The following is a 13,019-nucleotide window of genomic DNA, read 5'->3' as shown; positions in this document are numbered from 1 at the left end:
GAACTGACCAATAAGGTATCCAACCGCACTGTCCCTTCCCCAAAAAACAATTGCATTGGATGCTTTGATGGGGCCTGTCAGAATTCTGACAGGCCCCATTTTTATGGCTTGGGCCTGTCTATGTCAGCAGATCGTCAATGATATCGCTGCTGATGCCTTTCTGAAGCGCGGAAAAATCACCTGATCCGAACATGGCAGTTGCGGCATCATAGATCGCGCGGTGGGTGATCCGTGAAAGCGCAGAGCCAAGCGACAAGCGCGCCACCCCGATGTTTGCGAATTCAGCCTGGGTGTGGCGGTTGAAAGGCCCTGCAACCAGCGCATTGACCGGTGCTGTTGTAGCTGCACAAATCCGTGCCAGCGCGGCCATATCCGGTGGCAACGGGGCGTAAAGGCAATCTGCCCCCGCCGCCTCAAACGCCCGCAAACGGCGGATTGCTTCATCCGTGTCATAAGCACCAGTCAGAATGCCGTCGGCACGAGCTGTCAGCACAAAATCATGCCCCAAACCACGCGCTGCCGCCGCAGCCGCCGCAATCCGTTCGACGGCGAGGTCGAAATCATAGGCCGTCTGATCGGGCAGGGCGGTGTCTTCGATGCAGATGCCAGCCAAACCTATCTCGGCGGCCATCCGCACGGTCTCAGCGCAAGTTTCGGGATCATCGCCGAACCCGTTCTCGAAATCACCTTGCACAGGCAGTGGTGTGGCGCTGACAATATCCTGCGCATGCGCCAGTGCCTCGTCCCGCGTGAGTGTCCCGCCATCGGGCCGGCCGAGCGTAAAGGCATGGGCCGCCGACGATGTCGCAAGGGCCTTGGCCCCCATGGTCGCCATCATCTTGGCCGACCCGCCATCCCAGACGTTCACCATCAAAAGCGGATCACCTTTGATGTGCAGTGCGCGAAATGTAGCACCAATATCGGTCATGGCTGTCTCCTGTCAGCATAGTGTTTTTCAAGGTCGATCAGATATTGCTTGCGCCAAAGCCCGCCGCCATAGCCTGTCAGCGATCCATCCGCGCCAATCACGCGGTGGCACGGGATGACGATTGCGATCTGGTTGGCGCCATAAGCGCGGGCCACAGCGCGGGTGGCAAGCGGCGCACCGATGGCGGCGGCAATCGCGCTGTAACTGCGCGTTTCGCCCGCAGGAATGGTGCGTAAGCTGGCCCAGACGTTGCGGGTGAAGGCGGTTCCATGCAGGGCAAGCGGCGTGGCAAACTGATCCGAGGTCTTGGCAAAAAATGCCTCAAGTTCCGCTTCGATCTGGGCATGTGTTAAAAAACGCCCGATCCCGACGCTGCCCTTGGCCGCTTTGCGCAGCCGCTGCATTTCCGCAGGGAGGGCCTTGCGGTCTGCGAATTCCAGCAAGTGCAGCGCGCGATTATCGCAAACCGCAATCATATCGCCCAGCGGTGTTTTGATGTGGTCGGCGCGTAAAAGCGCATCCTTGGCAAGGCTGCCGGGGGCCACCCCCATCAATTTGCCAAAGGCCGCGCGAAAAGCGGAGGGGCTTTCAAAGCCCGCATCCAGCTGTGCGGCGATGACCGATCCGCTGCTCAGGGCTGTGAACCCCAATGCCAACCGCCTGCTGCGTGCCATTTCAAGGAATGTCAGCCCAAAGTGCCGTTTGAAGGCGCGGCGCACCGTTGAAGGATCAAACCCCATCCGGATGATATCTGTCTCGGACCAGCGATGCTCCGGTTGTGTCTCAAGCGCTGCAAGCAGTGTCGCAACCGCCGGATCGCCCTGCGCCGCAGGTGACAGCGGGTGGCAGCGTTTGCAAGGGCGAAAACCCGCCTGAAGGCAGGCTGCTACATCATTGTAAAAATGACAATTTTCGCGCTTCGGTTTGCGCGCGGGACATGTCAGCCTGCAAAAGATACCTGTCGAGGACACACCGACAAACGCCCGCCCGTCATAGTCGGGATCACGCGCCAAAAGTGCATCATAGAGCGTGTCATCATCAGACAGGTCAAACATCATGACCCGACGCTACCCGATTCTATACCGCAGTGCCGCCTGAAATCGGGCGCCTATTGCGCAGCCAGGCCGCTGGCGAAACGGATCAGGCGCTTGAGCGCATCCAGATATTGATCATCCGCAATCGTCATGGCGACCCGAACATGGCCTGCCGCCGCCGCACCAAAGCTTTCGCCGGGCATAACTGCGATATGTTCGGCATCAAGCAGCGCATTTGCGAAGTCTTCACCGCTCATGCCGGTCGCACGCAGGTCAAGCATGACATACATCGCACCCTGTGCAGGCACCGCGCGCACCACGTTCTGGCCTGAGAGCGCCTGCATCGTGAGCGCACGTCTGCGGCGGAAGGGGGCAGCGACCTCTTCTTCCACCGCATCACCCTGATTCAATGCGAAATCTGCGGCGTCCTGAATGAAACCGGCCACGCCATATGTCGTGTGTGTGGCAAGGTTGATAATCTGGCTGATCGTCTCGGTCGGGCCGCAGATCCAGCCTACGCGACTGCCGGTCATGGCATGGCTTTTGGACATGGATCCCACGACAAGCGTGCGCTCTTCCATGCCGGGCAGGCTGCGGGGGCTGACATGGCGGCCTTCCCAGACCTGCGTGTCATAGACCTCGTCCGAGATCAGCCACAGATCATTGGCGATGCAGGCCCCTGCAATGGCTGCGAGTGTCTCTTGCCCGTAGACAACACCTGTGGGGTTGTTGGGGGTGTTGACCAGCAAAGAGGCCGCACCTTTCGTCGCCTCTTGCAGCGCCGAAGCGGTCGGTTGAAAGGCGGTGTCCGGTGTTGTCACGATTGCTTTGGGCACGGCTCCCGCGCCGCGGATCGTGCCCGGGTAGGTGGCATAGTAGGGATCGATATAAACCGCGGTGTCCCCGGGATCGCAGACAGCCATATGGGCCGCAAAGAGCGCGGCCTGTCCGCCCGGTGTGATCAGGATGTTTTCCGCAGTTGTGGGCACGCCTGTGCGCGCGGCAATCCTTGCGGCAACCGATTTGCGCAAAGCAAGTGTGCCCGGAACCATGGCATAGCCCGTGTGGCCGCCCTTGGCCGCCCTGTTCATCGCCTCCAGAATGGCAGGGCTGGTGCGGATATCATGTTCGCCGATGGTCAGTTCCGTGACAGAAATGCCTTCTGCGATCATGCGCCGCGCTTTGTAAAAGACGTCCCAGCCGTCAGAGCCGCCGCCGGTGATATTTGTGATGCGATGCGAGAGTTTCATGGGGCGCAGAGGAACCGCCTGCAACGGGGAGAGTCAAGTGGTTGTGGCGATGAGATTGCGCGGCCCGACACCTTCGGCCGCTTTCACGTCTGCAGGGTTATAGAGCGCACAGGACTTCAGGCTCAGACAGCCGCAGCCGATACAGCCATCGAGCTTATCACGCAGGTCCTCCAATGCTGCGATACGCGCGTCGATATCGTGGCGGAAGGCGGCACTGATCCGTGTCCAGTCGGCTTTGGACGGTGCTTTGTGGTCGGGGAGGCGACGCAGATGGGGCGCGATTTCCGACAGGCTGAACCCCAGCTTTTGCGCGGCCATCACAAAAGACAAACGCCGGATGTCAGACCGCCCGTAGCGGCGATGACCGCCCTTGTTGCGCAGGGGGTTGACGATGTCGTGGGTCTCATAGAACCGGATGGCGGACACCGCCAATCCGGTCCGCGCGGCTAGGTCTCCGATGGTCAATCCCTGGGGCATGAAAATTAATCCTTGATCTCAAGTTAACTTGAGGAATGAAAACAGATTCGCACTCAATTGAACAGAGGAGAGAACTGATGCCAAACCACCGCACAGCGCGCTATTGCGCAGACCCCGAGGCGCTTTCAGCCATGAAACGTGATGGCTTGGGCTGGGGGCATGACCTTGAATGTGGCTGTTTCCTTGCTGTTGCCCGCAGTACGGCACCTGGCCCAATTGCCCGCGTCATTGCGGCGCTCAAAAGGAGGGGCTGAAGATGGCACAGCTTGAACATGTCAACGTCACCGTGTCGGACCCGCGGCAAACAGCGGCCATGCTGGTGGACCTTTTCGGCTGGCGCGTCCGCTGGGAAGGGTCTGCCATGAACGGAGCGGGATATACCGTCCACGTCGGGACAGACGAAAGCTATGTCGCCGTCTATGCAGGATCACAACCCGACCAGACAGTGCCGAAAACGGATGCAAGCTATCAGACACGCGGCGGGTTGAACCATCTGGGTGTCGTTGTGGATGATCTGGATGCGGTTGAGGCGAAGGTGAAGGCCCGGGGTTTCACCCCCCACAGCCATGCCGATTATGAACCCGGTCGCCGGTTCTATTTTCACGACAGTGACGGGATCGAGATCGAGGTCGTCAGCTACGCCTGACCGATTACATCTCGGACCTTCTTTGGCAGCGCTTTGAAGATGATGTCATATGACACGGCAATCCTATGGCGCAATTCATCTTCTGCGCTGTCGAAACTGACCAGCACCCAGCTTCTGTGGAAATAGGGGGCCTTGGTTGCAGCGCCTGCATCAATCAGCATGGCCGCGGTGTCCACACTGTCTGTTTTGACGCAGACACCGTCGATCCGGTCACCGAAACAGGCAAACATCTTGCCGCCCACCTTCCAGCTGTCCAGCTCGGTCGCGGGATCGGCGGCGGTGGCACCGGGCAGGTCGACGCAGATCTGGTTGACGAGGGTGCGTGACATGGTGTGAGGATGCCCGAGATGTGGGCGATTTGGAAGGGTCCTTTGCGGCACTTTTGCGCGTTTCACAGCAAGCGAAATACGATTGGATTGAAAGCCCGCGGCGACACCAAGGACAGAAACCATGCCTACTCAAGCTGACAGCACGCATGAAAGTGCTGCGTTCGTGTTCTTAAATGTTAAAATTCCTACGATCCGTTACCCCACTTGGACGAGCGGGATAACGGGGGACGTCTTCAAGTCCGCACTTTGTCTGACAATGATTGACCGCACAAAGCACGGCTCATCGGCTGATCATTTGTTTGCAGAACTCGGGCCGTCGCCCTTGTCGCCCGGTTGCGCGAACGGATTGTCCGTCCGCTGACCTTCCATAGGCGCAGCACGCGGTCCCGGATTGTTGTTGCCGCTATTGCCCGTAATGCCGTCCCAAGGACTGTTGCCGACAGGCTTGGCATTGCCGGGGTTACTGCCTTCCGGTTCCTCCGGCGGCGGACAGGGGCAACCATCTGCGAAGCTGGCTGAGGCCAATCCCAGGGACATGACGGTAAACGTGCTGAGCATCGTAGTTTTAAGGATATTCATCTTACTTCCCTTTGCACTATTAAACGCGCCCAAGAAACGCTGGACGTATATAATTTTAGCAAAAACTGCATGAACGCGGAATTAACGGTCATTCGGGACGACGGTTTCGCGGTCCTTCCCACTTTGACCGGAACGCGTTTTGCGTTGTCTTGCACGTGCGGTTCATCTGGGCTCAAACCTGACTTCCCCACTCAATCCAAGTTCATGTGGACGCAGTTGTTGTGACCTGCTATCCCGTCCCCATGAAGAGTAACTGCATCATTACCTGCTGCATTATTATCTGCTGACATCTGTCGCGGGTTGCTCTTTCACGTTTCAAAACAAAACTGAACTTGGTAAGCCCGCGGCGTAACGCACGTGCGAGGCACCTATGACGACGATCCGCTTGAACAATACAAAGACCCGCCGCCGCGAGGACTTTGTCCCGATTGATCCGCAAAACGTGCGTTTGTACCTCTGCGGGCCAACGGTCTATGACCGCGCGCATATCGGGAACTTGCGGCCCTCGCTGGTGTTTGATGTGCTGTTTCGGCTGCTCAAAGAGGTTTACGGCGCGGATCACGTCACCTATGTGCGCAATTTCACGGATGTGGATGACAAGATCAACGCGCGTGCGGCCGAAACGGGCCGTGCGATCGGTGATATCACGGCGGAGACGATCCAGTGGTATCACGATGATCTCGATGCCGTGGGTCTGCAACGCCCCACGCATGAGCCGCGCGCCACGGATCACATTCCGCAGATGATCGCGATGATTGAGGACTTGATCACCAAGGATCATGCCTATGAAGCCGAGGGGCATGTGCTTTTCGCGGTGGAAAGCTATGAGGCTTATGGCGCACTCTCTGGCCGGTCGATCGACGATATGATCGCCGGTGCGCGGGTCGAGGTGGCCCCTTACAAGCGCAATCCGATGGATTTTGTGCTATGGAAGCCCTCGGGTGACGGTGTGCCGGGGTGGGACAGCCCATGGGGCTATGGCCGCCCCGGCTGGCATATCGAATGTTCCGCCATGAGCCATGAATTGCTGGGCGAAAGCTTTGACATTCACGGCGGTGGCAACGACCTGCAATTCCCGCACCATGAAAACGAGATCGCGCAATCTGCCTGCGCCCATCCGCAGGGTGAGTTTGCCCGCTATTGGATCCATAACGAGATGCTGCAGGTGGAGGGCAAGAAGATGTCCAAGTCCTTGGGCAATTTCTTTACCATCCGCGACCTGCTGGACCAGGGTATCCCGGGCGAGGTGATCCGGTTGGTCATGCTGGGCACGCATTACAGCAAGACGATGGACTGGACAGAGGCCCGCCGCGCCGAGGCCGAAGGCACCTTGCGCAAATGGTACGGCATCCTGCACGGGCATGGTTTTGGCCCCGAACTCATTGCTGCGCTGCGCGCCGAAGGCAAATGGCAGCCTGATGCCGAATTTCTCGGTGTTTTGGCCAATGACCTGAATACCTCGGGCGCATTGGCACGGCTGCATGTGTTGTCGAAGGGCAAAACGCCGGTGGCGCTGGCAGGTTTTGCTTACGGGCTTCAAATGCTGGGGCTGGTGAACGACTGGGCCCACATCCCACAATTCGATGGCGGCGAGGCCGGTGATGGTGTCGCCCCCGCTATTGCCATGCGCGTTGATGCTTTGCTGGCCGAGCGCGCGGCGGCGCGGGCCGCCAAGGATTGGGCGCGTGCGGATGAGGTGCGCGATATACTCAATGCCGCTGGCGTGCAGGTCACGGATGTGGGCGGGCAGGCGACATGGGCGCCGGGCCCTGATTTCGACGCAGCCAAGCTGGAGGGGCTGTGATGGCCAAAGAACGCCTTTACCTCTTCGACACCACCCTTCGCGACGGGGCGCAGACCCAAGGGGTACAGTTTTCAGCCGCGGAAAAACACCAAATCGCGGCCGTGCTCGATGGTCTGGGGATCGACTATATCGAAGGTGGCTGGCCCGGGGCGAACCCGACCGATACGGATTTTTTCGCCAATCCGCCGCAAACCAAAGCCACCTTTACAGCCTTTGGCATGACCAAGCGCAACGGGCGCTCGGCCGAGAATGACGATGTGCTGGCGGCGGTGATGAATGCGGGCACGCCTGCGGTCTGTCTGGTGGGCAAGGCCCATGATTTCCATGTGACGACCGCCCTTGGCATCAGCCTTGCGGACAACATCGAGAACGTCTCCGCGAGCTTAGCCCATCTCACAGCGCAAGGTCGTGAGGGGCTCTTTGACGCCGAGCATTTCTTTGATGGCTACAAGGCGAACCCGGACTATGCCTTGCAGGTCGTGCATGCGGCCTACAAGGCTGGTGCGCGCTGGATTGTGCTCTGCGATACCAATGGCGGGGTGCTGCCGCATGAGGTGTCGCAAATTGTCACCGAGGTGATTGCCAGCGGAATTCCGGGCGATCATCTGGCAATCCATACACACAACGACACCGAAAATGCGGTGGCAAATTCACTGGCGGCTGTGCTGGCTGGTGTGCGGCAGGTCCAAGGGACACTCAATGGCTTGGGCGAGAGGTGCGGGAACGCGAACCTGACGACGCTGATCCCAACGCTGCTGCTGAAAGAGCCCTTTGCCAGCCGGTTTGAAACGGGTGTCTCGCCGGAGGCCCTGAAAGGTCTGCGTCGGGCGTCGCGCCTTTTGGATGATATCCTCAACCGCGTGCCTGCCAAGCAAGCGCCATACGTCGGTGCCTCGGCCTTTGCGCATAAATCGGGGTTGCATGCCTCGGCCATTGCCAAGGATCCCAGCACCTATGAACACGTCGACCCCGCGCTGGTCGGCAACACGCGGATCGTGCCGATGTCCAACCAGGCGGGGCAGTCCAACCTGCGCGCGCGTCTGCTGGAGGCAGGGCTTGAGGTCGCAGCCGATGATCCCGCCTTGGCGCGGATTGTCGAACGGGTCAAGGAACGCGAGGCGCAGGGCTATTCCTATGACACCGCACAGGCGAGTTTCGAGCTGCTGGCGCGTGAGGAACTTGGCGCTTTGCCACGTTTCTTCGAGGTCAAACGCTACCGTGTCACCGTCGAGCGGCGCAAGAACAAGCGCAACCAGATGGTGTCAATCTCCGAGGCGGTTGTTGTCACCAAGGTACGCGGCCAGAAGATGCTGAACGTCAGTGAAAGCCAAGGGCCGGACGGGTCGGATCAAGGCCCCGTAAACGCGCTGTCACGTGCTTTGTCCAAGGACCTCGGCCCTTATCAGGACATCATTGATGATATGCAACTTGTTGATTTTAAAGTGCGTATCACCAATGGCGGGACCGAGGCTGTGACCCGCGTCATCATCGACAGCGAGGATGGCAAGGGCAGGTCATGGTCGACGGTAGGGGTCAGCGCCAATATCGTGGACGCGTCCTTTGATGCGCTGATTGACGCGATCAATTGGAAGCTGATCCGCGACGGCGCAAAGGCAGATGCATGAGCTTTGAGGCCTGCGCTGCACTGGTTGAAAAGGCCGATCCGCTGCGTTTTCGCGCGGCCATGACAGCACCCGTGTCAGCGCGCAAGATCCTGTTTCCGCTCTATGCTTTCAACATCGAGATCGCGCGCGCCCCTTGGGTGACGCAGGAGGCGATGATCGCCGAAATGCGCCTGCAATGGTGGCGCGATGCGCTGGAAGAGATTGCCGACGGCAAGACACCACGCCGCCATGAGGTAGTGGATGCGCTGGCAGGGTGTCTGGACGCTGAAGGCGCGCGCTGTCTGGACGGTTTGGTCGCCGCGCGGCGGTGGGATATCTATTCCGAGCCTTTCGAGGACCGTGCGCATTTTGACGAATACATCAACGCCACCTCGGCCCATCTGATGTGGACCGCGGCGCGCCTCTTGGGGGCGGCAGACGAAGGGGTCGTGCGTGATTTCGGTTATGGCGTGGGGGTTGCGAATATTCTGCAGGCTTACCCCGCGCTGACCGCACAAGGGCGCAAGCCTTTGTCGGACAACACTGAAAAGGCCATTGCTGAATTGGCCAAGTCTGGACAGGCGCGGATGGAACAGGCGCGCAAGAACAGGCGTGCGGTATCAAAGGCGGCGGGAGCTGCGTTGATCGCGGGCTATCATGCGCGGCCTGTTCTGCAAAAGGTTCGGCGTGAACCGGCACGTGTTGTGACGGATGCGCTTGATGTGAACCCTGCGCGCGACAGTTTGCGGTTCCTCAACGTAACCTTGCGCGGCTGGTGGCACTGAACAATTTTCGTCGAAAATTGTTGGCGCTCCCCCAAGATTTTTCGTCGAAAAATCTTGGTCTCTAGACCGCCATTCTGGGTTGCCGCACCAGCCAGATCAGTGAGCCGCCAGCCAGCACGAGGAAAGGAACCATCGCAAGGTTCACCGCATTCCAGCCCTCAACCGGCGTGCCACCCGAGCAGTTCATCAAACCGCCCGAGGCCAGCGAAGCCACAGTCACCATACCAAAGACGATCATGTCGTTCATGCCTTGCACTGCACCGCGCTCTTCTGGACGATGCGCACCTGCCAACATTGTGGTGGCCCCGATAAAGCCGAAGTTCCAGCCGAGCCCCAACAGGATCAGCGCAATATAGAAATTGGTCAGCGCGACACCGGACAGGGCCACGACACCGGCGAAAGCAAGAATGACCAGCCCGAGCGAGACGATCCGTTCGACCCCGAAACGCGCAATCAGGTGGCCGGTAAAGAAGGAGGGGGCGAACATCGCCAAGACATGGGCCGAGACGATGTCATTGGCGTTATCTGTGGTAAAGCCACAGCCCACCACCGCCAAAGGCGTCGAGGTCATGACAAGGTTCATCAAGGAATAGGAGACCATTGCACAGATGATCGCCACAAGCACCCGCGGGTCGCGCAGCAGTTCCAGCCGCGAACGCCCGACCACCGCTGTGGTTTCCGGCTCGCGTCTGGTCCCCTTGGGCAGGTCGAGCCAGAGAAACAGGAGCATCCCCACGAGGTTCAGCACAATGATGGCCATATAGGTCCCAAGGAAGGGCACCACATAGGCGTCCTGCACCAGCTTGTTGAGTTGCGGTCCGATCACCGCCGAGAGAAGCCCGCCGGCCATGACATAAGAGATCGCCTTAGGGCGGAACGCCTCCGAGGCGGTATCGGTTGCGGCAAAGCGGTAAAAGCCCTGTGCGGACATATAGATGCCGGTGAGATATGAGCCAGCCAGCAGAATAAGGAATGAGCCGGTGTAGAGACCGTAAGCCGAGACAGCTGCCCCCATTGCCCCCGCAAAGGCCCCGATAAAAAAGCCAAAGCGGCGTCCGTTACGCTGCATCAAGGGGCTGATCCACGGCGCTGTGGTCATGGATCCAAAGACAATGACCGAGATCGGCAGTGTGGCAAGGCAGGGGTTCGAGGCCAATTGCCCGCCCACAAGTCCGCCCACAACAAAGATCATTGGAAGTTGCGCACCCAGAATGGCTTGGGCGAGCACCAGAACGGCCACATTGCGTTTGGCCCGCGTGTCATCAGCTATTATCATTTTGATATCGTTACGCCTGCGCCTGAGGCAGGGCAAGGCCCTGATTATGCTGCGTCAATAATATGGGCGAAGCTGCCGCTAACATTGTTTTGGATCAACCCCATTGCGGGCAAGGAGGCGCCTTCGGCATCGGCGGCTGCAAAAAGCGGTGTGCCGCTGGCCTTGACGGTCGTGGCATAGTGGAATTCATGCCCGTTCCATGCCCCCGCAAAGGGACCCGACAGCGCTTGCAGGTCGCGATAGCCCAGATGCAGCGCGCGTTTCTCAAAAGACGTTTCCAGCGCAAGCAACCCTGCCATGGGATGAGCTGTGCCGTCCGCGTCAATCATGACCTCGCCCAAGGTCATATACCCCCCGCATTCCCCGTAGATCTGGGCGGTTGATCTGCGCAACGATCCCAGAAAGCGGGCGTTCGCCGCAAGGCGACCGGCGTAGAGCTCCGGGTAGCCGCCGGGCAGATAGATAAGGTCTGCATCCGGCGCGTCCTCATCTGCGAGGGGCGAGAAGAACTGCAAGTCCGCCCCTGCGTCGCGCCAGTCTTGCAGCAGGTGCGGATAGCTAAAGGCAAAGGCCGCATCCTGGGCGATTGCAATGCGTTGGGCTGGCGGAACGGCTTTGTGGGACGGACCGGATGCGTATGCTGGGGCGCGTAGCATCGTCTGGAGTGTATCCATGTCGCAGTGATGCGTGATCAAGGCGGCGGCTGCGTCCAGATAGGCTTCAAGGTCAGGCCTTTCCTGCGCTTGCACCAGACCGAGGTGCCGTGACGGCTGGCTCAGTGCGGCTGTGCGGGCAATTGCGCCGAAGATAGGTACACCGGCAAGTGCGCGCCGGAGCATGGCTTCGTGTCGGGGCGACCCCACGTTGTTGAGGATCACGCCGGCAATCCGCACATCCGCGTCATGGGCGATGAACCCTTGGACCAAGGGCGCGACTGACCCTGCCATTTTGCCGGCATCCACGATCAGGATCACAGGCAGGCCCAGGATACGCGCAAGATCGGCAGTGGCACCTCTTCCGTCGGGGGGAGCCCCGTCAAACAGCCCCATCGCCCCTTCGATAACGAGTGGCAGGGGACCGGCGGCAAGTGACGTGATGCGCGCGGCGGTCATGGCCCAAGCATCAAGGTTCAGACAGGGCTGTCCGCAGGCGGCTTCGTGAAACCGCGGATCGATGTAATCCGGACCGGACTTGGCGCCCCGCACAGAAAGGCCGCGGTTCTTGAGTGCGCGCAGTATGCCCAAGGTGACGGTTGTTTTGCCGCTGCCGGAAGCGGGGGCTGCGAGAATGAAACTCATCGCGCGAGGAGGCGCAGGGATGCCTCCGGCGGAAGTTTGATCGGACATGGAAAGAGGGGTGGCATCTATGCCTCAGGCAGATTCGGCGGGGCGGCCACGGCCCAAGGGGTCAAGGTTGCGCGGCGCGTTCCCTGCGGCCATACCCTGCCAGTCGAGCACCTGCCGCATCAGCACGGATTGCCCGATGCAGATAATCGCGGGCGGGGCCAGTGCGGCGGCGGCGATGTCTTCGACAATGGTTCCGAGTGTGGTTTCGAGCACCTGTTGGTCTTCGGTTGTCGCTGTTGTGACCACAGCGACAGGTTCATGCAGGCTGCGTCCTGCAGTGATCAGTTGCTCGGCGATCTGGGCGATGTGTTTCATGCCCATATAGATGACGATGACCTGACTGCCCTTTGAGATGCTGGCCCAGTCAAGCGAACTGGGTGTGTTGCCGGACTGGTCATGGCCGGTCACGAAGGTCACCGACTGGTTCACATCACGGTGGGTGACGGGGATACCCGCGTAGGCCAGCCCGCCGATCCCTGCAGAGATTCCCGGAATGATACGGATCGGAATATTGTGCTGGACGAGGGTCTGGGCCTCTTCACCGCCGCGCCCGAAGACGAAAGGATCGCCGCCTTTGAGACGCAGGACGCGTTTGCCTGCACGCGCGAGATCGACCAGCCGGAGCGAGATATCGCGCTGCTTGGCAGAGGGTTTGCCGCCGCGTTTGCCTGCATAGATATGTTCGGCCAGCGGGGCCCATGACAGGATTTGTTCCTGTACCAGCGCATCATAGATCACCACATCTGCCTGACGCAGCGCATTGACCGCATGGAGCGTCAACAGCCCCGGATCACCCGGACCCGCGCCACAAAGCCAGACCCAGCCGCGTTCTAGCGTGGGCCATGTGTGGGAGGGAAGGGGGATATCGGTGCTCATGTCCCCTTTATGCCGCCGATTGCGGGGCTTGGAAAGGTGGCAAACGACCTCGTATTGGTGATTGCCGTCACCGCCCACCCTGCCT

Annotated in this window: 14 protein-coding genes; 5 read left to right on the top strand and 9 right to left on the bottom strand. The window is 59.9% G+C overall.

All coding sequences use genetic code 11. The annotated features are described in order from the left end of the window. Positions 1-118: 118 nt before the first annotated feature. Genes C7964_RS07295 through soxR form a run of 4 tightly spaced genes read right to left on the bottom strand, consistent with a single transcriptional unit; the run spans position 119 to position 3,689 of the window. A complete protein-coding gene (locus C7964_RS07295; protein WP_110279003.1) occupies positions 119-928 on the bottom strand; it encodes an isocitrate lyase/PEP mutase family protein in 810 nt (269 codons plus the stop codon). Then, a complete protein-coding gene (locus C7964_RS07290) occupies positions 925-1,986 on the bottom strand; it encodes a bifunctional transcriptional activator/DNA repair enzyme AdaA (RefSeq protein WP_110279002.1) in 1,062 nt (353 codons plus the stop codon). Before C7964_RS07290 ends, C7964_RS07295 begins: the two co-directional genes overlap by 4 nt. 50 nt (positions 1,987-2,036) lie before the next feature. Further along, complete coding sequence (locus tag C7964_RS07285; protein ID WP_110279001.1) at positions 2,037-3,212, bottom strand: pyridoxal phosphate-dependent aminotransferase; 1,176 nt, start codon at positions 3,210-3,212, stop codon at positions 2,037-2,039. A 33-nt stretch (positions 3,213-3,245) separates the two neighbouring features. Further along, the gene (gene soxR, locus C7964_RS07280; RefSeq protein ID WP_110279000.1) at positions 3,246-3,689 is read right to left on the bottom strand and encodes a redox-sensitive transcriptional activator SoxR; all 444 of its coding nucleotides are present in this window, start codon (positions 3,687-3,689) and stop codon (positions 3,246-3,248) included. 77 nt (positions 3,690-3,766) lie between these two features. Between soxR and C7964_RS19920 the strand changes: the two genes are divergently transcribed. Both C7964_RS19920 and C7964_RS07275 read left to right on the top strand, forming a co-directional pair. Further along, the gene (locus tag C7964_RS19920; RefSeq protein ID WP_181417128.1) at positions 3,767-3,943 is read left to right on the top strand and encodes a hypothetical protein; all 177 of its coding nucleotides are present in this window, start codon (positions 3,767-3,769) and stop codon (positions 3,941-3,943) included. 2 nt (positions 3,944-3,945) lie between these two features. Then, complete coding sequence (locus tag C7964_RS07275; RefSeq protein WP_110278999.1) at positions 3,946-4,335, top strand: VOC family protein; 390 nt, start codon at positions 3,946-3,948, stop codon at positions 4,333-4,335. Here the strand turns inward: C7964_RS07275 and C7964_RS07270 are convergent. Both C7964_RS07270 and C7964_RS07265 read right to left on the bottom strand, forming a co-directional pair. Further along, a complete protein-coding gene (locus C7964_RS07270) occupies positions 4,326-4,664 on the bottom strand; it encodes an MmcQ/YjbR family DNA-binding protein (RefSeq protein ID WP_110279448.1) in 339 nt (112 codons plus the stop codon). The genes C7964_RS07275 and C7964_RS07270 overlap by 10 nt on opposite strands. Before the next feature lie 291 nt (positions 4,665-4,955). Next, positions 4,956-5,243, bottom strand: a complete 288-nt coding sequence (locus C7964_RS07265; protein ID WP_110278998.1) for a hypothetical protein — start codon at positions 5,241-5,243, stop codon at positions 4,956-4,958. A gap of 370 nt (positions 5,244-5,613) precedes the next feature. Between C7964_RS07265 and cysS the strand changes: the two genes are divergently transcribed. From cysS to C7964_RS07250, 3 genes are read left to right on the top strand one after another with little or no spacing between them, the layout of a single operon-like run. Next, on the top strand, positions 5,614-7,047 hold the full coding sequence (cysS, locus tag C7964_RS07260) for a cysteine--tRNA ligase (protein WP_110278997.1): 1,434 nt from the start codon (positions 5,614-5,616) through the stop codon (positions 7,045-7,047). Then, a complete protein-coding gene (gene cimA / locus C7964_RS07255; RefSeq protein ID WP_110278996.1) occupies positions 7,047-8,672 on the top strand; it encodes a citramalate synthase in 1,626 nt (541 codons plus the stop codon). Before cysS ends, cimA begins: the two co-directional genes overlap by 1 nt. Then, complete coding sequence (locus C7964_RS07250) at positions 8,669-9,436, top strand: squalene/phytoene synthase family protein (protein ID WP_110278995.1); 768 nt, start codon at positions 8,669-8,671, stop codon at positions 9,434-9,436. The genes cimA and C7964_RS07250 overlap by 4 nt, the downstream gene beginning before the upstream one ends. A gap of 61 nt (positions 9,437-9,497) precedes the next feature. Here the strand turns inward: C7964_RS07250 and C7964_RS07245 are convergent, their stop codons facing one another. From C7964_RS07245 to cobA, 3 genes are all read right to left on the bottom strand, one after another. Next, positions 9,498-10,712, bottom strand: a complete 1,215-nt coding sequence (locus C7964_RS07245) for an MFS transporter (protein ID WP_110278994.1) — start codon at positions 10,710-10,712, stop codon at positions 9,498-9,500. Between the two features lie 44 nt (positions 10,713-10,756). Next, positions 10,757-12,010, bottom strand: coding sequence for a cobyrinic acid a,c-diamide synthase CobB (locus C7964_RS07240; protein ID WP_110278993.1), 1,254 nt, complete (start codon positions 12,008-12,010; stop codon positions 10,757-10,759). Positions 12,011-12,082: 72 nt separating this feature from the next. After that, positions 12,083-12,934: a uroporphyrinogen-III C-methyltransferase gene (gene cobA, locus C7964_RS07235; protein ID WP_110278992.1), complete on the bottom strand. Its 852-nt coding sequence runs from the start codon at positions 12,932-12,934 to the stop codon at positions 12,083-12,085. Positions 12,935-13,019: the final 85 nt, after the last annotated feature.

The organism is Loktanella sp. PT4BL (assembly GCF_003201935.1).
Classification (GTDB): Bacteria; Pseudomonadota; Alphaproteobacteria; order Rhodobacterales; family Rhodobacteraceae; genus Yoonia.
This window is presented reverse-complemented; position numbering and strand designations above follow the sequence as displayed.